Raw genomic sequence first — 18,749 nt, forward strand, 5'->3', positions numbered from 1 at the left:
GCTGGAGTCGCCCGATGCAGCGAGCTGGCTGGAGTCGCCCGATGCAGCGAGCTGGCTGGAGTGGCCCGATGCAGCGAGCTGGCTGTAGTTGCCCGATGCAGCGAGCTGGCTGTAGTTGCCCGATGCAGCGAGCTTGCTGGAGTCGCCCGATGCAGCGAGCTTGCTGGAGTCGCCCGATGCAGCGAGCTGGCTGGAGTCGCCCGATGCAGCGAGCTGGCTGGAGTGGCCCGATGCAGCGAGCTGGCTGGAGTGGCCCGATGCAGCTCGCACCTTCTCGCCATCACCCTTTGCAAGTGAGAGCAGATATGCAACTGCTGCACCAATGAAGTTCGGCAACCCCAGCTCAGCCTTGACAGTGATCTTGCCGCCAGCAATCTTGCTGTCATCGCCGTGGCGCGAGATCTCGCCAGACAGTTCAACCGTGGCGAACTTCGAGTCGCACAGGTCGTAGTAGCTCAGGACATCAAGCGGGTTTTCGCAGGCGTGGAATCCGCTATCGCAAGCGCGGACCTTGCCAGCATGCTCATATGTGCCGCCGATGTCGTACTGGAAATCACGGCACTTCCAGTCAGGGCCGAATGCCTTGAAAGCTGTGATCGTGGGCTCTGCCGGCGTCGCGGCTTTCTCAGACTTCTTCGTTGCCATCCATCTCTCCAGTTGGTGCCGCGTGTCTGCGGCTGGTGAGATGAATTATCGGCATGCCGATATGTTGTGTCAACGGTTTGCCGATGTAATTGCCGATATTTTTTATCGGTGCAAACCAGTACGGCACAAAGCGGCCACGAAAAAGCCGCCCTATAGGCGGCCGTCGTGTTTGCTGCGAGAGTGACTTATGAGGGGAGGCTGCCTTCACGAATCCGAACATCCAAGACCGACTTTTGGTCGTTGGCAAGATCGCATTCGTAGATCACGCGCGTGTAAGCACCGAAGCCGTTTTGAAATTCGGCCTTGTCACCCATGTAGGTGATGGCGCCTGCGATCTGATCGGTCCAACGGAAGCGGGTCATCTTCATGTCGAATGTTCCGTCAGTCCAACGCATGCTGTGCTTGGCCAGACGTTCAATCTGATCCTTGCAGTAGACGCCAGCAGCAATCGCTCCCTTGTCGCCACGGCATTGAAGGTCTTGCGATGCGCACTCGGGCTGTATTGCAGCAACCGGCGTCTTCTTGTCATTGCCAAAGTTGAGCCATGCAAGGGTAGCGAGCACTGCAACCACCGCGGCCACGATTGCCACAGCCTGCCCAGTGGCATTGGCTGCTTTCGGTGCCCGCGCTTTTGCAACAGGTGCGCCGCAATGGGGGCATCTTGTAGCCTCACTGCTAACGTCTCCGCCGCATTCATGGCATTTTTGAAGTGCCATCAGATTTGCTCGCTCTGCTTGTGGATGATCTGGCCGACGATGATGCAAGAGCCGTCAGTGCATTCCTTTTTTGGGAAGCGGCGTTGGTCTGGGTTGTCGGATAGGAGCCACCAGGTTCCGCCATCTCTCACCAGTCTCTTGATGACCGGCTCGCCTTCGTAGTTCACAGCGAATACCTTGCCGTCCTTTGGCTCGGTATCCGCCGTGTTGATCACGACCATGTCGTCTGGGTAGAGGTTGGGCTCCATGCTCTGCCCAGTCACCTTGATCGCGATGAGCTTGTAGGGCTTGTAGCCGCGTTCTCGCAGCCACTCCGAGCGAAAGAAGATGGGCATTCCATCGCCTTCATCAGCTTCGATGGCAAAGCCATTGACGCCTGCCTGAAGACGAAGTTTCACTTTGCGGATGCGTTCAAGGTCTGGATGGGCGTCAAGGTCGAATTCTTCGGATGAGCTGCGAGCTTGCAGCATCTCTCCTTGACCTGTGGCGAGCCAATCGGCGTTAACCCCGGTTGCCGCAGCGAGCTGGGTAGTGAAGGCCGAGCCTTGGCCAGATTTCTCCGCCTGGGCATAGGTGCCCTGGGAAATGCCAACGACCTTGGCAATGTCGACCTGGCTCATCTTGGCGTGCTTCCGCGCCGCCAATAGTCGGGCGCCGAACTCTGAGCGTTCTGAATCTCGCATGGGCGCGAGAGTAGGGTTTTTGCAAATCGGCATGCCGCTTGCAAAACTATCGGCATGCCGATAAACTGGGCGCATGGACTGGCAATCAATCATCGCAGAGATTCAAAAACGCGGCCTGAGCCAGTCTCAGATCGCCGCCTTCTGCCGCTGCGGGCAGGCCACAGTGAGTGATCTGGCGAACGGCAAAACCAAGCAGCCAAGCTTTGTTTTTGGCCAATCGCTGTTGGCGCTGAGCAAGGCCAGCAATCGCACGATCAATCGGATCAAGGCGCCATGCGCTGACGCAAAGGCTGCCTGATGCCGCGCTCACTTCCTCCGCGCCTTCGCCAGCGCATCCCGCACCACTTGCTCCAACGCGCTCGCCTGCGCGAAGTCGCTGGCCGGCCCGATCGCTCCGCACTCTGCGCACGCGATCACCGTTTTCAAGTCCACCGCTCGATTCGGCGGATGAACGAACTGCTGACCCGTGCAAACCGGGCAACGCAGCTTCGTGCTGCCAATGCTGCTTATCGACATGGAGGTCTCCGTGTTTGCTGATCTCACGCCCTTCGAGTTTGCCGCAATCGTTGTCGGCGGCTACTTCCTCATCGTGTTTCTCGTCCTGAGCCTGACCCCTGGCAGCGCCTCGTGCGATGAGTTCCGTAAGTCCGAGTAGGGCGGCTTCGTAGGCGGTTTTGAACATGCCGCCAGTCTGCTTTTTTTTGCCCTTTTAAGCCTCTCAACCTCTCTCAACTTTCTTGTGTGACCTTGTGAACCAACTCTCTTTGAACGTTGAAGTCCGCCCTGAAGAAGTGGCGCGCAAGCAGACCCTCGGCGCGGCAATCGAACTGTGTGCGGAGCTTGGCGGGTACGCGCTAGACAAGACGCTGCAGCAGCAGCTCGATGTTGACAAGGCTCAGTTCTCGCGCTGGCAGTCCGGCGCCGAGGGGATCGTCTGGCCCAAGTTTTCAAAGCTTATGGACACCTGCGGAAACGATGCGCCGGTGCTCTGGATGTTGCATCAGCGCGGCTACGACCTTGGAAGCCTGCGCAAACAAGAGTCGGAGCTTGAACGCCGTCTTCGCCTTGCCGAAGAGCGCGCCCATGCCGCCGAAGTCAAGAACCGCGTCCTCGTTGAGGCGCTTCATGGAAGGACTCTCGCATGACCAGTCTTGCATTTGTCAATATCCACGGCCACCGCGTCGACACCACCAAGCGCGTGCCCCTTCCTAAGCGCGCATCAGGCGCGCCGGCCGAGTTTCACAAAGGCTTCGCCGTCGAAGGAATCCCTCCTGGCGCGCTGGAAGAGGCCAAGCGACTTCACGAGCAAGAGCGTGCCATTGCGATCCGCGAGAACGCCAAGCGCATTCCTGACGAATGGAATGAACTGACATGGCTCGCAAAGGCAAAGGCGAAGCGCGTCCGCACCAAGCCCTATGAAGTGCCAGAGGCGGCGACGCAATGCAAGGAGTTGGCAGAGACGTCGGGCTGGCTGCGCGTCACTGTTCGACCGCTCTCCAAGGGGTCCATCTAATGACCCTGAATGCCTCGTCATCCGCTTCGGCGAAGTCCGCTGGCCAGCAGCTGACCCTCGATGTCAACGTGGCCTGGAAGCACAACGTCGTCGTTGAGTTGCGTTCGTGGCTTGCTGCGCGCAAGGCCGCGGGCGCAACGCACATGACGATGGAAGAGTTCCGGCACGCCGCTGCGAACCAACCTGATTCGCACAAAGCATGGGGCGCACTTACTGGCGTCGCCCGGGGTCTGGGCTTGATTCAGTTCGACGGTTTCGTGCGGGCTCAAAGTGTGAAGACACACAGTCATCCCGTAGGAAGGTGGGTGATCCTGTGAAGCGCCTCGACCTTTTCGGCGAGCGCTTTGATCGCCTGCTCGTGATGAGCCAAGCCGTGAGCATTGGTCGCAGCACTCGATGGAACTGTCACTGCGACTGCGGCAGCCGTGTTGTGGTTCGCAGCAACCATTTGCGCGAGGGTGCTACCAGGTCGTGCGGTTGCTTCGCACGCGATGAAGCATCAGTTCGCGCGAGTACGCATGGCATGTCGAAGTCACCCGAATACATGGCTTGGATCGACATGCGCGATCGTTGCAATTCGCCTGCTGACCGGGAATACAAGAACTATGGCGCGCGCGGCATTTCCGTCTGTCAGCGTTGGGAAGCATCGTTCGCCGACTTCTATGTCGACGTGGGTCCGCGACCATCTGAGAACCATTCATTGGATCGTATCAAGAACGGCAGCGACTATGAGCCAGGAAATGTGCGCTGGGCGACGGCCGCCCAGCAGGTTCGGAATCGGCGTGTCACGAAGTTGTCCGAAGAAAAGGCCGCCCAAATTCGGTCTTTGCGACTCAGTGGCGCTACCTATAAGAGCCTCGCAGCGCAGTTCAACGTGTCAGAAGGCTCGGTTGGATTTGTCCTCTCTGGCTCGCAATGGAGGATCGTGTAGTGCGCCGTCCGTCGTTCCAGTTCTACCCGGCAGACTGGCGCAACAACGCCAATCTGCGCCGCTGCTCGCCGGCAGCGCGTGGCATTTGGGTCGACGTCATGTGCGTCCTTCACGACTCTGACGAGTACGGCGTGGTGCGCTGGCCGCTGAACGATCTCGCCAACTCTGCCAATGCGCCGATCAAGTTGGTGCGGGAGCTTGTTGACAAGAACGTACTGAAGGGCGGCGACAAGGCGCTGGCGGCACCGTTCATCTACGTGCCCCGCAGTGGCCGCAAGAACGGCGATCCAGTCACCTTGCTGCCCACCCAAGCGGGCCCCCTCTGGTATTCGAGCCGCATGGTTAAGGACGAATATGTCCGCACCATTCGAGGAGAGGCTTCTAGGTTTGGTGAAGGCAACGATGCAACACCAAACAATGCATCCAAGGCTTCACCTAAGCCCACCTTTGGTGACGGCTCTACATCTTCATCTTCAACTACATCTTCTTCACTACGTTCAGAAGATATTTCGTCGGGGTCGGCTGAGCCGAAGTACCCGAGCGAGTTCGAGGCGGCGTGGCTGGCCTACCCAGATCGACCCGGCCGCTCGAAGGCTGACGCCTGCAAAGCCTGGAAGGCCCGTCGCAAGGAAGGCGTGACCGTCGAGGCGCTGCAGTCCGGTGTCGAGCGCTACGCGGCCTTCTGCCGAGCCTGCAAGACCGAGCCTAGTTTCATCAAGCAGCCGACCACCTTCTTCGGCCCCGGGGAGCACTACGCGGCCGACTGGACCGCTCCCGCGCCATCGGCGGCCGGCCCGCGCGCCGCATTCGGCGCGAGCAAGTTCGCAGCCGCAGCGGCCGGCATTTTCGACACCCCACAGCAACAAGGCGAGGTCATCGATGTTTAAGCCCATCCTCGTGAGCGAGAGCCAGTTTCGGCAGGAGCAGCCTGTTATCGCCGAGAGCGACGTGAAGAACGTCTTCAAGGTGCTGCACGGCTACTACGGCAACCTGTTCTTCACCAAGTTCAGCACTGGTGCAGTCGAAAACGGCGAAGACCAAGGCATCGCCAACGCTCGTCGCATCTGGGCTCATGGGCTGCGCGACTTCGACGGAGACACGATCAAGATGGCGCTGCGCAACTGCCAAGCGCGCCATGCCGAATACCCGCCGAGCCTGCCGCAGTTCGTCGCCCTGTGCGCCGCCGCCAAGCCGCGCGAGGTGTACCGCATCCCGAATGCCATCGGCATGAGCAGCGCGCTGCGCAGCCAGTACGCCCGACAGGCGCGCGCCATCAATGAGAAGCACGAAGCGAAGGCGGAGCGCCGCAGGACTGGCTATGTGCCGCTTCCCGTGACTCTCGACGGGCTCAAGCAGGCCATCGCTTCAGCGGTTGGCGACGCCGGCGGAAACGAAGCAGCCGAGCTGCTACGCCTCGACCGTTTGTATGAAAGGACTCCAGCATGATCCGCGCCCGCGAATCCCTCGACCAGTGGGCGCACAAGGCTCACGACATCCTCGACCAAGCGCAACGCGACCACAGCGTGAGCGGCGCCCACATCAACTGGGCGCTTGCATACCTTGGTGACAGGACCGGTTCCGTCCGCGTTCCAGCCGACTTTCTCGGTGGCTATGACGCGAAGTTGGCTGCATACGAGGCAACCATATGAGCCACACCCTCCAGATCCTCAACCTGATGGCCAATGGCAAGACCTACACGGCCAAGCAGATGGCATCGACCCTCGGGTTGTCCATGCAGCAGGTCTATGCAGCGATGGCTTGCCTGCGCAAGCACAAGGCCATTCAGGCCACGGACCAGCCCTATTCGATCACCCAAGGTGGCCAAGATTGGAAGTGGAATCGCGAGGCTCGGGCGCGGCGTATCGCGGCGAACAAGGCGCGACCCAAGCGGCCCATGGGTCGACCGCCATTGCGCGAACCTGAGGACGAGCCGCCGTTTCAGCATGTCTCAGTCTCAGCGCCGGCTGTTGCGGATGCGGTTGTCCGAAAGGCTGTGCAGGCAAGCCATCCGCTTCACGCGGCATGGGGAGGCGTGCATGCATGACTCCCGAACAGAACCTTGCGCATCTGGTGCGCCTGATCCAACCACCGACAACGAACGGCTGGTGGGAGTACGTCAAAGCGCGTGCCGCGGAACTGGCTGCGCAGGACAGTGCGTGTGCGGGCCTGCCAGCCCTAGTGAAGGCGGAGCGCGACCGAATAGAGGCTGTAGCGAGGCTCGCCAAGGTCACCTCTACAAATACGACATCGGCGGCCAAGTCCTCGCCATGACTTCGGGGCCGCTGCCAATGGTGTCGCGCATCGACCGGGGTCTATGGCTGGGTGAGCCGTTCCAGACGCCAGCGTGGTCGCTTACGCCGCTGCCGATGAAGTATTACCACGGGGAGATTCCGCAATGACCGCAGTTGCTCTGGTGAATCCCCAGCAGGCCCACACCGCCATTACGACGATGTACCGCGACACCATCAAGCCAGGAACGATGGCGGGCCACCGCTACCGGCTGGTGCTCAAGGAAGAGAGCCGCAGGGAGGGGCAGAACGCTCACTTCCACGCGATCATTAGCGACATCGCCAAGCAGGACCAGCTGCATGGCAAGAGGCTCGACCCTGAAAGCTGGAAGCGTCTGCTGATCGATGCCTTCAAGTACGAGACGCGCGACGACCCGCAGTTGTCGACCGAGTGGGACAAGTTCGGCGAGCTGCAGCTTCTGCCGGCGCTGAACCATGCGGGCTTCGTAGCGGTGGGCGAGCAGTCGCGCACGTTCACGATTCGGCTGGCCGCCGCTTTCATCGAGTGGCTGAACGCCTACGCGGCCGAGCGCGGTATCACGCTGCACACGCCGAAATCGTGGGGTGACGCGCCGTGCTGAGTTCTGCCCTCAAGCCCAACCGTTGCAAGCATTGCAAGGTGCGCATGCCTGAGGACAAGGCGCGCCACGTCTTGCATGAGGAATGCATCGCGCCATTCCTCGACAAGCTGAGTGCGAAGAAGGCTGCAGATCGCAAGAAGAAGGAGCGGGCTCAGAGGGTTGTCGACAAGGCCGCGCGCGAGAGGCTGCAGCGCATTTCCGACCTCATCAAGCTTGCTCAGCGGGTGTTCAACGCTTTTATCCGCGAGCGTGATCGCCTGGCTGGGCATCCATGCATCTCCAGCGGCCGCGCACTCGACTGGTCAGGCAATGCGGTAGATGCCGGCCACTACCGCTCGACGGGCGCCGCGTCGCATCTGCGCTTCAACGAAGACAACTGCCATGCGCAGTCGAAGCACGACAACCAGTGGCTCGCCGGCAACGCGGTGGACTACCGGATCAATCTGATTCGTCGAATCGGGTTGGAACGGGTTGAGGCGCTTGAGGCAGACAACACCGTTTGCAAGTGGACGGCCGACGAACTGCGCGCCATCCGCGCCACGTACACCACCAAGCGCAAGGCGCTTTTGAACATCACGCCCAAGGGGCAAGGAGACGCGCGATGAACTGCAAACCTGGAGATTTGGCGTTCTACGTGGGGCTGGATCAATCGCAATGGGGGCGAGTTGTGCGCTGTATCGAGATCCATCCGTTCTCACAAATCATCAGGGTCAACTGTTGGATCACAGATCCGCAATTGCCAGTGAAAGAGATGGACGGCCGACTTTCCGAAGCGATCTACGACAGCTCGCTTCGCCCAATCCGTGATCCGGGCGACGACGCAGTAGACGAGTCCAAGGCATGGCTGCCGCCCGTGCCTCTGCCAGCCATCTGCCCCGAAATGATCCCCGAGAAGGAAGGCGCATGAAGCGGCTCGCCTACGCCGTCATCCAGTGGTGGCGCTTCGTGCGCTTTCTCGGCCAACCCATCGCCGCGCTGAGCCATGCCCGCGACTGCTACCGCCATTGGGATGGCGTGTGGCTCAAACCTTCCAAGGGGACCGAATGATGCACAACGACAGCGACGCCATCCTTGACGACCTCTTGAGCCGCTGGCACCACTGGATGAAGGACAAGCCAGTCAACGGCGTCGACCGGCTGGAAGACCCTGCGTTCAGGGATGCCCAGAGCCGCAGCGGATGGGACTCGGCCGACGACCTGCTGGACGGCCACCTGGAAGCCGTGAAGATGCAGGCGATCGACTTCCATGTGAGCGGCGATGCGCGAGGGCAGGGCGGCATGCCTGAGCCCTACCGGGCCGCGATCTACTGCCTCGCGCGGAACTGCTACACCGGCCGGAAGGTGTGGATGAGCCCGCGGCTGCCCGCCGACGCCATCGAGCGTGGCGTGGTGATCCTAGAGGCAAGGAACATGCTGACGATGCGGCTGCTCGGCGGCGGGGTAATGTGAAATGAAATAGTAGTTGACACGGGAATTCGTTTTTGAGATAGTGCCGTTCGTGGGGCGCTGGTGCGTCCAAAAGAACAGTAAGCCGCTCGGTAGCAATGCCGCAGCGGCTTTTTCGTTTGCCCGGCCGGTCCTCGCTGCACACAGCTTTCAAGCCGCAGATCTCGACCGCGCCGTGGCACCCCTTGTCTCCAAGGTCGACCACCGACCTCTTGCCCGCCGCGTGCGGGCTTTCTTCTTCAGCAAATCCTGCAAACCACTGACTCGGACGGCTTCTGCTGGCCCGGGAAGGAGCAGCAGGCCCGCGCAGTCGATGGGTAAATCGCCGCCTCTGACTGCCACCCAGCAATAGCGCGGGCTTTCCACCTTTCACCGCCGCTGGGTGGCTTGTCAGCCCCTCATTCCTTGAAACACCCCATGCACTGGAGGCCCAGATGGCCGAAACATGCGGGGCGAAAACGCGATCTGGCGAACCTTGCCAGTCCCGTCCGATGCCGAACGGCCGATGCCGAATGCACGGTGGGGCGACGCCCGAAACCAACCAGAACGCGCGCACGCATGGCATCTACGCCAAGCATCTGACGCCGGAGGAGCGCGCCGACCTTGACTCGCTGAAGCGGGGCACTGTTGACGACGAACTCGACCTGATGCGCATCCGCCTGGCGCGTGCGCTGGCGGCCGAGGCGCACGCGGACGGCGAGCCTGAGATCGATGAGGTGACCGAGAACGAGGGCGGCGGTGTCGCCGTTACGGTGCCCAAGACTGTCCGGCGCAGCAAGGTGCGCGACTACAGCAAGGTGATCGACACCATTGCGGCGCGAATTGAGAGCCTGGAAAAGACGCGGGCATCGTTGATTGAGGCTGCTGGCGAGCCGCCCGAAGGCATGGAGGCCGATGGCCTGACCCGGGGTGCCCCGGACGAAGATGGGCCGCCGAACCCCATCCGGTGAGGTCATCCACCTCACAGCGAAGCAGCGCAACATCTACGACTGGGGATTCCAGCCGCAGGCGCGCTTCCGCGATGCGGTGTGCGGCCGGCGCTTCGGCAAGACGTTTCTTGGTGCTGCAGAGATGCGGCGCGCGGCGGTGCTCGCTGCTCGCTGGAACGTGTCGCCGGACGATGAAATCTGGTACGCGGCTCCGACGTTCAAGCAGGCCAAGCGCGTCTTCTGGCGGCGGCTCAAGCGCGCCATCCCTCGCGCATGGATCGACGGCAAGCCGAACGAGACCGAGTGCTGTATCACCCTGAAGACGGGGCACGTCATCCGCGTGGTGGGCTTGGATGCCTACGACAACCTGCGCGGCTCGGGCCTCTTCTTCGCGCTAGTCGATGAATGGGCGGACTGCCCCTATGCAGCGTGGGAAGAAGTTCTGCGCCCCATGCTCTCGACCTGCAAGTACACGATCGATGGAGTGATCCACCGCGGCGGCCACTCGCTGCGCATTGGCACGCCGAAGGGCTTCAACCACTGCTACGACACCTATGTCATGGGGCAGGGCGCTGAAGCGGACCACAAGAGCTGGCTGTACACGTCGCTGTCCGGCGGCAATGTCCCGCCGGAGGAAATCGCGGCGGCGCAGCGCACCATGGACGCGCGCACGTTCCGCCAGGAGTACGAGGCCAGCTTCGAGAACTACAGCGGGCGCGTCTACTACGCCTTCGACCGTCGGCAGAACGTCAAGGCGTGCCCCTACGACGCCAAGCTGCCACTGCACATCGGCATGGACTTCAACATCAACCCGATGTCCGCGACGGTGTGGCAGGAGAGGCAGGGCGGCGAGCTATGGCAGATCGATGAGATCGTCATCCCGACGAGCAACACCGACGAAATGGCGGATGAGATCGCGAGCCGCTACGGCAAGCCGTCCTTCGATCCGCTCAAGCCGGACCTGAAGCACATCACGGTCTATCCGGACCCGGCCGGCGCGCAGCGCAGGAGCAGCGCGCAGGGCAAGACGGACATCAGCATCCTCCGTGCGCACGGCCTGAACGTGATCGCGATGGATGCGCACCCACTAGTGCGTGACCGCCTGAACTTGGTGAACGGACGCTTCCAGAGCGCCGACGGTGTGCGTCACGCCTTCGTGGACCCGCGCTGCAAAGAGTCGATCAAGTGCTACGAGCAGTTGGTCTACAAGGAAGGCACGAACGAGCCGGACAAGACCATGAACTTGGATCACTTGCCCGACGCGACCGGCTACTACCTCTACACGAAGTTCGTGTACGTGCCAGCGCGCTATGAACAGATCAATCACATGAGCCGCTGACGCATGTTCAAAACCATCCAAGCCACTATCGAGCGCGACAAGGACTATCCAGCGCGGCAGTACCGCCTGGACGTCCTCTCGCGTGTGCTGAATGGCACCTTCTACGATGGGATGACCTACGAGTTTCACCAGGAGGAGATCGAGGGGACGGGAGAGTACGTGCCACTGCGCTCGCGGCGCCCGAGCGTTCGCTATGCGCTGTGCCGCACGGTGGTCGAGGATTCCGTCAGTCTACTATTCAGCGAGGGGCACTTCCCGGCGATTCAAACCGAATCCGAGAAGACACGCGAAGCGCTGCTCGACATCGTGAAAGAGACGATGTTGAACGCCACGATGATCGACGCGGCAACCAAGGGCAGCGTGGGCAGCGTTTGTTTGTTTCTGCGCGTCATTCGCGCCCGTGTGTTCATCACTGCTGAGGAAACGCAGTTCCTGACGCCGACATGGGACCCTGAGGCGCCCGACACCCTGAAGAAGGTGACCGAGCGCTACAAGGTCAAGGGCCATTTGCTGAAGGATGGCGGCTACGCGGTGCCGGATGACAAGCTGGAGGCGCAGTTCTGGTTTCAGCGTGACTGGACCGACACGCAGGAGGTCTGGTACGAGCCCGTGGAAGCGGCCCCCGATGCGCCGCCCCCGACGATTGACAGCCCGCGCACTGTGACGCACTCCTTGGGCTTTGTGCCCTGCGTCTGGGTGCGCAACCTGCCCGGCGGCGATCGAACCGACGGCGCTTGCACCTTCCCAGTTGAGGCGATCGACTGCCAGATTGAAATCGACTACCAGTTGTCCCAGGCTGGTCGAGGCCTGAAGTACTCCAGCGACCCCACGCTGATGCTCAAGGAGCCGGCTGCGCCTAATGACAGCCGGATCGTCAAGGGCGCCGGGAGCGCCCTCGTGGTTGGTGAGAAGGGCGACGCCAAGTTGCTGGAGATCAACGGCACAGCTGTCGCCGCAGTGTTGGACTACGTGCGCGGCCTGCGCGAGTTGGCACTTGAGAGTGCCCACGGCAACCGTGCGAACGCCGACAAACTGAATGCTGCCCAGTCTGGCCGCGCAATGGAGCTGATGAACCAGGCGCTGATCTGGCTGGCCGACAAGCTGCGCATCAGCTACGGCGAAGGCGCATTGCTAGACCTGTTGCGTATGATCGTGGCGGCCTCGCAGAAGTACCCGCTCAAGCTCAAGGACGGCACTGACATCGGCACGCTCGACATGAGGGCCGCGCTCAGCCTGCGCTGGCCCGCTTGGTACGCGCCGACCTACGCCGACAAGCTAAGCCAAGCTGAGACGCTTTCCACCGCGCGCGCTGCTGGCGTGCTGTCGCAAGAAACAGCAGTGAAGGCCATCGCGACCGACTACGACATCGAAGACGTGGCCAAGGAAATCACGGCGATCAACGCTGATGCATTGCCGCCGAGCCTCCAGCCGCCACCAAGCAATACGACGGAACCGGCCCCAGCGGCCGACGACTGATTCCCAACCCGGCCTGCTGATGCAGGCCTTTTACTGGAGCTGGCTGATGCCTCCCTTCAATCGCAAATACGCTTTCTTCAATGCTGATCCTGGCGCCGGCGGCGGCGGCACCCCCACTGCGCCCCCCGAGCCGCAAACTTTCACGCTCGAATACGTGAAGGAACTCCGCAACGAGAACAAAGGCTGGCGCCTCAAGGCCGACGAACTGACCAAGGAACGCGACACGCACAAGACTGCGGCCGAGAAGGCCGCGCTTGAGGCCGACGAAAAGGTCAAGAGCACCAACACTGCCGCCGAGCAGCGCGTCATCCGCGCCGAGATGAAGGCCGCGGCGCTGAAGGCCGGCATGGTCGACCTCGACGGCCTGAAGCTGGCTGACCTGTCCAAGATCAAGCTGACCGAGGCGGGCGAAGTCGAGGGGGCTGAGGCACTCATGGACGAACTCAAGAAGTCCAAGCCCTATCTCTTCGGCGCGCCGAGCACGAGCAACACGCAGGAGCCGCCCCCAAGGGAAAAGCCGGCCGCCAAGAAGGTCAGCGAAATGACCACTGCCGAATACGAGACGGCCAAGGCCAAGCTCACCGCGACCTGATTCCACAACCGGGCTGATGCCCGACCCCTCGCCGGGCTTCCCGGTTCCACACGTATCCGACGACCTGACGAGGGCTTGATGCCCACCGGGAGTTATCCAACTTTCCAGGAGCATCTCCATGTCCATTCAGAACATGCCCATCGCGCTGCAAAACGCGATCCAACAGGGCTTTCTTCAACGTGAGTTCCAGACCGGCCTGACGTCGGCACTGGGCTACCGCGCCGTCGCAGACCGCGAGAAGGTCTCCATCAACGTTGGCGAAACGGTCACGAAGACCCGCGCCGGCCTGAAGGCGCCCGTCACCACGCCGCTCGCCCCCTCCAGCAACACGAACCTGGACAACGGCATCACGCCGTCGAGCCAGACCATCGAGCAATACGTGCTGGGCATCGACCAGTACGGCGATTCGATCGACCTGAACATCGTGACCTCGCAAGTCGGGATCGCCAACCAGTTCCTGCTGAACGGCATGACCAACGGAACGCAGGCACGCCAGTCGCTCGACCGCCTGGCCCGCAACGCGCTGTTTGCCGCCTACCTGGGCGGCAACAGCCGTGTGCGCACCACGCTCGGCGCGCCGGCCGCGACCATCAACGTCGACGACGTGCGCGGCTTCGAGCAGGTTCTCGCAAGCAACGCCTCCGCCTCAGCCGGCAAGTACGTGCCCGTCAGCGGCACCTTCACCGCTTCGGTGCTGGTGGGCCTGAACGTCTACACGCTGATCGGCACGGCGCGCGACGGCTCGAACGTCTCGACCACTCCGGGCGGCTTCAGCGGCACGCTGACCTTCTCGGGCAACGTGACCGTTGCTGACGGCACGCTGGCGAACATCGTGTCGCACGCCAACTGCCCGGTTCTCGTTCGCCCGAATGGCAAGTGGAAGGGCGGTTCCGCGCTCGGCATCGCGACCGCGACCCCGGCGCTGGTGGCGGGCGACGTGCTGACCCTTGGCGTGATCGAAGACGCCATTGCCCAACTGCGCAACAACACTGGCATGCAGAATCAGCTGTTCAACCTGTACCTGGACAACGTGAGCATGCGTCAGCTGTTCGCCGACCAGGACTTCAAGCTGATGTACCAGGGCCAGTACGGTTCGCCCGAAGCCCAACGCGGCAAGGTGTTCCAGCTGATGGGCGCGAACTTCATCCCGACCACCGAAGCGCTGACCCAGGCTCACCCGACGACGGCCGGCCTGACGGTGCGCCGGCCGATCCTGTGCGCCCCTGGCTCGCTGGTCGAGGGCGACTTCGCCGGCATGCAGCAGAAGGCCGCCGAACTCTCGGGCACCAACTCCGAAATCGAGATGACTGACAGCGTTTGCATGGTCACCCGTGCCCCCATCGACCGCCTGGCGCAGATCGTCGCGCAGTCGTGGTTCTGGATCGGCGGCTTCGTCGCTCCGACGGACGCCACGGCCAACAGCACGATTATCCCGACGGCCGGCGCGCAGTACCTGAAGCGCTCGGTGGTGATCGAACACGTCTAAGCCCTGAGCGGTGACTGAAGGGGCTGCCTCTGGGCGGCCCCTTTGTTCAACGTTCTCCGAAAAGGATTCACCCATGTCTGACGACCCAATCGCCTCCGCGGAAGACTCACTCGCAACTGGCGAGATCGCGCCAGCAGCCGTGGTGCCTGCTGTGGTTGAGGCTGTGCTCGACACCCCCGTTGCCCCTCCGCCGGCCAGCCGCGGCAAGCGCGCCGTTCGCCGCCAAGTCACCACCCAGATCGTCGACGCCGCTGCCACCAGCACGGTCGCCACAATCGATGTGGTGGGCACTGAAGAGGCTGAACTTCCCTCGCGCGTCACGCTTGCCGCGCCCTACGCCTTCTACGACGACGATGGCGTGCTGCGCTCGTGGCTGGGTGGCAGTGTGGTCGAAGACCCAGCAGAGATCGCCCTGTTGGTTGACCGCGGTGTCGTCTTCGAGGCCGAGTAAGCCATGGCCTTCACCGACGCTGAAAAGACGGACATCCGCCGCTTTGCGGGCTACGGCCTTGCCGGCGGTGCGCAGCCGTTGCCGGCGTCGGGCTATCGCTTCTCGACCGCCTACGGCACGCTCGAATACAAGATGAACACGCTGGGGGCCGCCGAAGAGACGGTCGCACGCACCTTCCTGACAAACCTGACTGCGCTGGAGGGCGACATCATGGGCGCCACCGGTGTCCGGTCCAACCTCGACACCGACCGGGCGGCGGTATGGACGCACAACAAGAACGAGACGCGCGACCGGCGCAACCTGTTCAACGGTGTGCGCCGAGACTTCTGCGCGTTCCTCGGCATCCCGCCTGGGCCGGCCCTGTCGATCAGCGGCATTTCCATCGTGGTGTGATCTGTGGACGCTGCAACGCTTCAAAACCGCATCTACAAGGGCTATGGCAAAGCTGCGGTGCGTCTGGGTGTGAGCTACAGCATCGCGCGCCCGCTGTTGGCCGCTGCGCCCTTGGCCAATGTCGTCGGCTCGGTTCTCGCCAGCTTCAATGCAGAGGACTGGGAATACGTAAAGCCGAACAAGTACGGAAAAGCAACTTGGTACGGCCTGTTCGATGGCACGCTGACTCAGGCGGGCGACTACCTGCTGGGTCCACAAGGCCCGTTCTTCATCGCCGGCCAGCAGTTGCATCTTTCGATTCTGTGCGTGGCATGCAATCGCTCCGTGGGCCTGCTCCGGCCTGCGCCGCCGGTGAGCGGCACTGGTGTGCAGGGCTACGGGGGCACCTGCATCGCGGATGGCACTGCGGGTCTGGGCACGATCACAAACGGCGTGCTGTCGAATGGCTGGCCTGCCTCGATCTTGCTGGGCGGCCGGCAGGGCCACGGCACCGAGTTGCCGATGGCGGTGAGCAATGCCGGATGGCAGATCTTGCTGCCGCCATCGGTGCCGATCGTGATCAACGCCAGCGACATCATCATCGACGACCTGGGGCGCCGCTACATCGCGGAGGCCGCTGAACTGACTGACCTTGGCTGGCGCATCAACTGCAAAGAGGCGCACGCCTGATGGCCGACATGACCGACGTCGCCAACGCGCTCGTTGGCATCATCGCTGCGGCCGTCTACCCGGCTGGCACCTCGCAGCCGCCGGTCGGCGGTGTGCAGGCGAAGATCTATCAGGGATGGCCGAGCCCGGCGGACCTGCAGGCTGATCTGGCCGCAACGCCTTCTATCGCGCATGTGTCTGTATGGCCCACGGATAAGACCAGCGTGACGACCCGCCGCGCGCCGGAATGGCAACAGCTCATCGCACCGGCGCCGACGCTGACGGCCACGGTGACGGGCGCCACGATCACGATGGGCGGAACCGTGAGCATCCCCCAGGCTGTGGCGCTGATCATCGACGGCAAGGATTACGCCTACGGTGTGCAGGCGAACGACACGCTGAACACCATCGCCGCCGCGCTCGCCGCGCTCGTGGTCGTCGACCAGCCGGCCAGCGCCGCCGGCGCCGTGCTGACGATCCCGAACGCACACGCGCGCATCGCCCGCATCGTGGCGAATGGCACCAGCGCCGCAGAGGTGGCGCGCGAGCTGCGCGTCTTCACCGTGAGCATCTGGGCCAACTGCTTCGGCAACCGCGAGCCGCTGGCCAAGGTCATCGGGCCCGTGCTGGCCGCGCTGAATCACCTGTCGATGCCAGATGGCACCGGTGCAACAGTCAACTACGCCGGTAGCCGGCAGATCGACACCGAGCAGCGCCAGGGAATCTACCGCCGCGACATCGACCTGGCCATCGAGTACGGGACCATCGTGACGCGCACCGACACCACTGTCGAGATCATTCAGACGCGGCCTTCGGTGGTCGTGAATTCGACTGCTACCGCGTCTCCCATCATCAACACCTGAAGGCCTCACCATGAAGCTCGTAGTAACCAGCGCGTTCGGCGATTACCTGCCGGGCCAAGAGATCACCGATGAAAAAACCGTCGCGGAAGTGCTTGAAAGCCATCCCGGCAGCGTCGTGAAAGTGGCGTCCGATACGCCGACCGCACCCGTGGCGCCCCAGACGGGCAAGCGCGGCGACTGACCCTCTCCACCTTCACCAGCAGGCCGCCTTCGGGCGGCTTTCGCATTTCTAGGAGCATCACATGCCCGTCGTTCAACAGGGGTCGATCAACACGACCGCCCTCATCGTCCCCGATCTGTACGTGCAGATCGTCCCGCCCCAGGTGCAGTTGCTCAACGGCGTGCCCACCAACATCGCTGGCATCGTCGGCACCGCCCAGTGGGGGCCGGTCAACTCGCCCGTGATCATGGGCAGCATGGCCGACTATGCGCTGAACTTCGGCTCCATCCAGAACCGCAAGTACGACATGGGCACGATCATGGCCACGGCCGTGCTGCAGGGTGCGTCGAACTTCCGTGGCGTGCGCGTCACCGATGGCACGGACGTGGCGGCCAGCATCATCATCCTGTCAACCTGCCTGACCCTCACGGCGAAATACACCGGTACGCTGGGCAACGGCCTCGTGGCCTCCACCGCGCCAGGCAGCGCCGCCAGCACCTCGCGCATCACCATCGGCATGCCGGGCCAGGTTCCGGAGGTTTTCGACAACATCCCCGGCACTGGCAATGCGCTGTGGGTCAACATGGCTGCAGCCATCAACAACGGCACGAATGGCCTGCGTGGCGCGTCGCGCTATGTTGTTGCGTCTGCGGGCGCCGGCGTCGCCGCGCTCGTCACGGCCAGCTACGCGCTCGCCGGCGGGACAGACGGCGCGGGGATCGCGGCCACGAACCTCGTCGGCGCCGACACCGGCACCCGCACGGGCATGTATGCGCTGCGCGGCACCGGCACATCGATCGCTGCGCTCGCGGACTGCGACACCTCGACGACCTGGACGACCCAGGTGTCGTTCGGCTTCTCCGAAGGCATCTACATGATCGGCGTCGGCCCGGCGGGCGACACCATCAGCAATGCAACAACGGTGAAGGCCACGGCCGGCATCGACGCCTACCCGTTCAAGCTGCTGCAGGGCGACTGGATCCTCTGGGCCGACCCGGTTGCGCAGCTGACGCGCCTTGTGTCGCCGCAGGGCTTCGCGCTCGGGCGCCTGGCAAACCTCTCGCCCGAGCAGTCGTCGCTGAACAAGCCGCTCTTCGGGATCGTCGGGACACAGCGCAGTCAGCTCACGCAGCTGTACGGCAGCGCCGAACTACAGGCGCTGGGGCAGGCCGGCATCGACCTGATCTGCAACCCGATCCCGGCCGGCAATGTCTTCGGCGCGCGCTTCGGCCACAACTCGAGCAGCAACCCGGTCATCAACGGCGACAACTACACGCGGATGACCAACTATCTGGCGTACACGTTCAACGCCGGGATGGGGCTGTACATCGGCCAGCTGCAATCGATCCAGCCCAACGACCCGCTGCGCCGCAAGGTTGCAGCGACCCTGTCCGCTTTCCTGCAAGCCATGAAAGACCAGGGCCAGATCGACGACTTCAGCGTCATCTGCGACACGAGCAACAACAAGCCGGACCGCATCGCGCTGGGCTATCTGCAGGCCGACGTGAAGGTGCGCTATCTCGCGGTGGTCGAGAAATTCATCATCAACCTCGAAGGCGGGCAGTCCGTCACCGTGGCCCGTCAACAAACCAGCGCCGCAGCGTAAGGGA

General features: G+C 62.8%; 30 protein-coding genes. 27 read left to right on the forward strand and 3 right to left on the reverse strand.

Going from position 1 to position 18,749, the window contains the following annotated elements; all coding sequences use genetic code 11:
* The 3 genes from ACSFB7_RS29190 to ACSFB7_RS29200 form a co-directional block, all read right to left on the reverse strand.
* Positions 1–645 (reverse strand): DUF7666 domain-containing protein (locus ACSFB7_RS29190; protein ID WP_435475817.1); only part of this gene is annotated, 645 nt, incomplete at its 3' end.
* Between the two features lie 185 nt (positions 646–830).
* Positions 831–1,361 (reverse strand): zinc ribbon domain-containing protein, encoded by a 531-nt coding sequence (locus ACSFB7_RS29195; protein ID WP_435475818.1) that lies wholly within the window; start codon positions 1,359–1,361, stop codon positions 831–833.
* Positions 1,361–1,981, reverse strand: coding sequence for a S24 family peptidase (locus ACSFB7_RS29200; RefSeq protein ID WP_435475819.1), 621 nt, complete (start codon positions 1,979–1,981; stop codon positions 1,361–1,363). The genes ACSFB7_RS29195 and ACSFB7_RS29200 overlap by 1 nt, the downstream gene beginning before the upstream one ends.
* A 136-nt stretch (positions 1,982–2,117) precedes the next feature.
* On the opposite strand from ACSFB7_RS29200, the gene ACSFB7_RS29205 reads away from it, so the two are divergent.
* The 27 genes from ACSFB7_RS29205 (at position 2,118) to ACSFB7_RS29335 (ending at position 18,745) form a co-directional block, all read left to right on the forward strand.
* Positions 2,118–2,342 carry an XRE family transcriptional regulator gene (locus ACSFB7_RS29205; RefSeq protein ID WP_435475820.1) on the forward strand — a complete coding sequence of 75 codons (225 nt, stop codon included), beginning with the start codon at positions 2,118–2,120 and terminating at the stop codon, positions 2,340–2,342.
* Between the two features lie 168 nt (positions 2,343–2,510).
* Entirely contained in the window at positions 2,511–2,699 is a 189-nt protein-coding gene (locus tag ACSFB7_RS29210) for a hypothetical protein (protein WP_435475821.1), read from the forward strand.
* Between the two features lie 94 nt (positions 2,700–2,793).
* Positions 2,794–3,189 (forward strand): hypothetical protein, encoded by a 396-nt coding sequence (locus ACSFB7_RS29215; protein ID WP_435475822.1) that lies wholly within the window; start codon positions 2,794–2,796, stop codon positions 3,187–3,189.
* On the forward strand, positions 3,186–3,557 hold the full coding sequence (locus tag ACSFB7_RS29220; protein WP_435475823.1) for a hypothetical protein: 372 nt from the start codon (positions 3,186–3,188) through the stop codon (positions 3,555–3,557). Before ACSFB7_RS29215 ends, ACSFB7_RS29220 begins: the two co-directional genes overlap by 4 nt.
* Positions 3,557–3,874, forward strand: a complete 318-nt coding sequence (locus ACSFB7_RS29225; protein ID WP_435475824.1) for a hypothetical protein — start codon at positions 3,557–3,559, stop codon at positions 3,872–3,874. The genes ACSFB7_RS29220 and ACSFB7_RS29225 overlap by 1 nt, the downstream gene beginning before the upstream one ends.
* Complete coding sequence (locus tag ACSFB7_RS29230; protein WP_435475825.1) at positions 3,871–4,488, forward strand: hypothetical protein; 618 nt, start codon at positions 3,871–3,873, stop codon at positions 4,486–4,488. Before ACSFB7_RS29225 ends, ACSFB7_RS29230 begins: the two co-directional genes overlap by 4 nt.
* The gene (locus tag ACSFB7_RS29235) at positions 4,473–5,375 is read left to right on the forward strand and encodes a hypothetical protein (RefSeq protein ID WP_435475826.1); all 903 of its coding nucleotides are present in this window, start codon (positions 4,473–4,475) and stop codon (positions 5,373–5,375) included. The genes ACSFB7_RS29230 and ACSFB7_RS29235 overlap by 16 nt, the downstream gene beginning before the upstream one ends.
* Before the next feature lie 10 nt (positions 5,376–5,385).
* Positions 5,386–5,934, forward strand: coding sequence for a hypothetical protein (locus ACSFB7_RS29240; protein WP_435475827.1), 549 nt, complete (start codon positions 5,386–5,388; stop codon positions 5,932–5,934).
* On the forward strand, positions 5,931–6,137 hold the full coding sequence (locus ACSFB7_RS29245; RefSeq protein ID WP_435475828.1) for a hypothetical protein: 207 nt from the start codon (positions 5,931–5,933) through the stop codon (positions 6,135–6,137). Before ACSFB7_RS29240 ends, ACSFB7_RS29245 begins: the two co-directional genes overlap by 4 nt.
* A complete protein-coding gene (locus ACSFB7_RS29250) occupies positions 6,134–6,532 on the forward strand; it encodes a hypothetical protein (protein ID WP_435475829.1) in 399 nt (132 codons plus the stop codon). Before ACSFB7_RS29245 ends, ACSFB7_RS29250 begins: the two co-directional genes overlap by 4 nt.
* Entirely contained in the window at positions 6,529–6,759 is a 231-nt protein-coding gene (locus ACSFB7_RS29255; RefSeq protein WP_435475830.1) for a hypothetical protein, read from the forward strand. Before ACSFB7_RS29250 ends, ACSFB7_RS29255 begins: the two co-directional genes overlap by 4 nt.
* A 124-nt stretch (positions 6,760–6,883) precedes the next feature.
* Positions 6,884–7,357 carry a recombination protein NinB gene (locus ACSFB7_RS29260; protein WP_435475831.1) on the forward strand — a complete coding sequence of 158 codons (474 nt, stop codon included), beginning with the start codon at positions 6,884–6,886 and terminating at the stop codon, positions 7,355–7,357.
* Positions 7,351–7,962: a recombination protein NinG gene (locus tag ACSFB7_RS29265; protein WP_435475832.1), complete on the forward strand. Its 612-nt coding sequence runs from the start codon at positions 7,351–7,353 to the stop codon at positions 7,960–7,962. The genes ACSFB7_RS29260 and ACSFB7_RS29265 overlap by 7 nt, the downstream gene beginning before the upstream one ends.
* On the forward strand, positions 7,959–8,264 hold the full coding sequence (locus ACSFB7_RS29270; protein ID WP_435475833.1) for a hypothetical protein: 306 nt from the start codon (positions 7,959–7,961) through the stop codon (positions 8,262–8,264). The genes ACSFB7_RS29265 and ACSFB7_RS29270 overlap by 4 nt, the downstream gene beginning before the upstream one ends.
* Positions 8,261–8,404: a hypothetical protein gene (locus ACSFB7_RS29275; RefSeq protein WP_435475834.1), complete on the forward strand. Its 144-nt coding sequence runs from the start codon at positions 8,261–8,263 to the stop codon at positions 8,402–8,404. Before ACSFB7_RS29270 ends, ACSFB7_RS29275 begins: the two co-directional genes overlap by 4 nt.
* Entirely contained in the window at positions 8,401–8,805 is a 405-nt protein-coding gene (locus ACSFB7_RS29280; protein WP_435475835.1) for a hypothetical protein, read from the forward strand. Before ACSFB7_RS29275 ends, ACSFB7_RS29280 begins: the two co-directional genes overlap by 4 nt.
* Before the next feature lie 431 nt (positions 8,806–9,236).
* A complete protein-coding gene (locus ACSFB7_RS29285; protein WP_435475836.1) occupies positions 9,237–9,752 on the forward strand; it encodes an HGGxSTG domain-containing protein in 516 nt (171 codons plus the stop codon).
* Positions 9,727–11,070: a hypothetical protein gene (locus ACSFB7_RS29290; RefSeq protein ID WP_435475837.1), complete on the forward strand. Its 1,344-nt coding sequence runs from the start codon at positions 9,727–9,729 to the stop codon at positions 11,068–11,070. Before ACSFB7_RS29285 ends, ACSFB7_RS29290 begins: the two co-directional genes overlap by 26 nt.
* A gap of 3 nt (positions 11,071–11,073) precedes the next feature.
* On the forward strand, positions 11,074–12,546 hold the full coding sequence (locus ACSFB7_RS29295; RefSeq protein ID WP_435475838.1) for a phage portal protein: 1,473 nt from the start codon (positions 11,074–11,076) through the stop codon (positions 12,544–12,546).
* Positions 12,547–12,592: 46 nt separating this feature from the next.
* Positions 12,593–13,138, forward strand: coding sequence for a phage scaffolding protein (locus ACSFB7_RS29300; protein ID WP_435475839.1), 546 nt, complete (start codon positions 12,593–12,595; stop codon positions 13,136–13,138).
* Positions 13,139–13,256: 118 nt separating this feature from the next.
* A complete protein-coding gene (locus ACSFB7_RS29305) occupies positions 13,257–14,624 on the forward strand; it encodes a major capsid protein (RefSeq protein ID WP_435475840.1) in 1,368 nt (455 codons plus the stop codon).
* Between the two features lie 73 nt (positions 14,625–14,697).
* Positions 14,698–15,075, forward strand: coding sequence for a hypothetical protein (locus tag ACSFB7_RS29310; RefSeq protein WP_435475841.1), 378 nt, complete (start codon positions 14,698–14,700; stop codon positions 15,073–15,075).
* A gap of 3 nt (positions 15,076–15,078) precedes the next feature.
* The gene (locus tag ACSFB7_RS29315; RefSeq protein WP_435475842.1) at positions 15,079–15,468 is read left to right on the forward strand and encodes a hypothetical protein; all 390 of its coding nucleotides are present in this window, start codon (positions 15,079–15,081) and stop codon (positions 15,466–15,468) included.
* 3 nt (positions 15,469–15,471) lie between these two features.
* Positions 15,472–16,137: a hypothetical protein gene (locus ACSFB7_RS29320; protein WP_435475843.1), complete on the forward strand. Its 666-nt coding sequence runs from the start codon at positions 15,472–15,474 to the stop codon at positions 16,135–16,137.
* Positions 16,137–16,979, forward strand: coding sequence for a hypothetical protein (locus ACSFB7_RS29325; protein ID WP_435475844.1), 843 nt, complete (start codon positions 16,137–16,139; stop codon positions 16,977–16,979). Before ACSFB7_RS29320 ends, ACSFB7_RS29325 begins: the two co-directional genes overlap by 1 nt.
* 10 nt (positions 16,980–16,989) lie before the next feature.
* Complete coding sequence (locus ACSFB7_RS29330; RefSeq protein WP_435475845.1) at positions 16,990–17,160, forward strand: hypothetical protein; 171 nt, start codon at positions 16,990–16,992, stop codon at positions 17,158–17,160.
* Between the two features lie 61 nt (positions 17,161–17,221).
* Positions 17,222–18,745, forward strand: a complete 1,524-nt coding sequence (locus ACSFB7_RS29335) for a phage tail sheath C-terminal domain-containing protein (RefSeq protein ID WP_435475846.1) — start codon at positions 17,222–17,224, stop codon at positions 18,743–18,745.
* Positions 18,746–18,749 lie beyond the last annotated feature (4 nt).

The organism is Variovorax raffinosi (genome assembly GCF_051216615.1).
In the GTDB taxonomy this organism is placed as follows: Bacteria; Pseudomonadota; Gammaproteobacteria; order Burkholderiales; family Burkholderiaceae_C; genus Variovorax.

What these genes read in the sequence shown, in the direction of transcription:
- ACSFB7_RS29195 (WP_435475818.1), bottom strand. Translation starts at nt 1,361, where the DNA reads ATGGCACTTCAAAAATGCCATGAATGCGGCGGAGACGTTAGCAGTGAG.
- ACSFB7_RS29200 (WP_435475819.1), bottom strand. Translation starts at nt 1,981, where the DNA reads ATGAGCCAGGTCGACATTGCCAAGGTCGTTGGCATTTCCCAGGGCACC.
- ACSFB7_RS29205 (WP_435475820.1), top strand. Translation starts at nt 2,118, where the DNA reads ATGGACTGGCAATCAATCATCGCAGAGATTCAAAAACGCGGCCTGAGC.
- ACSFB7_RS29220 (WP_435475823.1), top strand. Translation starts at nt 3,186, where the DNA reads ATGACCAGTCTTGCATTTGTCAATATCCACGGCCACCGCGTCGACACC.
- ACSFB7_RS29225 (WP_435475824.1), top strand. Translation starts at nt 3,557, where the DNA reads ATGACCCTGAATGCCTCGTCATCCGCTTCGGCGAAGTCCGCTGGCCAG.
- ACSFB7_RS29235 (WP_435475826.1), top strand. Translation starts at nt 4,473, where the DNA reads ATGGAGGATCGTGTAGTGCGCCGTCCGTCGTTCCAGTTCTACCCGGCA.
- ACSFB7_RS29245 (WP_435475828.1), top strand. Translation starts at nt 5,931, where the DNA reads ATGATCCGCGCCCGCGAATCCCTCGACCAGTGGGCGCACAAGGCTCAC.
- ACSFB7_RS29250 (WP_435475829.1), top strand. Translation starts at nt 6,134, where the DNA reads ATGAGCCACACCCTCCAGATCCTCAACCTGATGGCCAATGGCAAGACC.
- ACSFB7_RS29255 (WP_435475830.1), top strand. Translation starts at nt 6,529, where the DNA reads ATGACTCCCGAACAGAACCTTGCGCATCTGGTGCGCCTGATCCAACCA.
- ACSFB7_RS29260 (WP_435475831.1), top strand. Translation starts at nt 6,884, where the DNA reads ATGACCGCAGTTGCTCTGGTGAATCCCCAGCAGGCCCACACCGCCATT.
- ACSFB7_RS29270 (WP_435475833.1), top strand. Translation starts at nt 7,959, where the DNA reads ATGAACTGCAAACCTGGAGATTTGGCGTTCTACGTGGGGCTGGATCAA.
- ACSFB7_RS29275 (WP_435475834.1), top strand. Translation starts at nt 8,261, where the DNA reads ATGAAGCGGCTCGCCTACGCCGTCATCCAGTGGTGGCGCTTCGTGCGC.
- ACSFB7_RS29280 (WP_435475835.1), top strand. Translation starts at nt 8,401, where the DNA reads ATGATGCACAACGACAGCGACGCCATCCTTGACGACCTCTTGAGCCGC.
- ACSFB7_RS29285 (WP_435475836.1), top strand. Translation starts at nt 9,237, where the DNA reads ATGGCCGAAACATGCGGGGCGAAAACGCGATCTGGCGAACCTTGCCAG.
- ACSFB7_RS29290 (WP_435475837.1), top strand. Translation starts at nt 9,727, where the DNA reads ATGGGCCGCCGAACCCCATCCGGTGAGGTCATCCACCTCACAGCGAAG.
- ACSFB7_RS29295 (WP_435475838.1), top strand. Translation starts at nt 11,074, where the DNA reads ATGTTCAAAACCATCCAAGCCACTATCGAGCGCGACAAGGACTATCCA.
- ACSFB7_RS29300 (WP_435475839.1), top strand. Translation starts at nt 12,593, where the DNA reads ATGCCTCCCTTCAATCGCAAATACGCTTTCTTCAATGCTGATCCTGGC.
- ACSFB7_RS29305 (WP_435475840.1), top strand. Translation starts at nt 13,257, where the DNA reads ATGTCCATTCAGAACATGCCCATCGCGCTGCAAAACGCGATCCAACAG.
- ACSFB7_RS29310 (WP_435475841.1), top strand. Translation starts at nt 14,698, where the DNA reads ATGTCTGACGACCCAATCGCCTCCGCGGAAGACTCACTCGCAACTGGC.
- ACSFB7_RS29315 (WP_435475842.1), top strand. Translation starts at nt 15,079, where the DNA reads ATGGCCTTCACCGACGCTGAAAAGACGGACATCCGCCGCTTTGCGGGC.
- ACSFB7_RS29325 (WP_435475844.1), top strand. Translation starts at nt 16,137, where the DNA reads ATGGCCGACATGACCGACGTCGCCAACGCGCTCGTTGGCATCATCGCT.
- ACSFB7_RS29330 (WP_435475845.1), top strand. Translation starts at nt 16,990, where the DNA reads ATGAAGCTCGTAGTAACCAGCGCGTTCGGCGATTACCTGCCGGGCCAA.
- ACSFB7_RS29335 (WP_435475846.1), top strand. Translation starts at nt 17,222, where the DNA reads ATGCCCGTCGTTCAACAGGGGTCGATCAACACGACCGCCCTCATCGTC.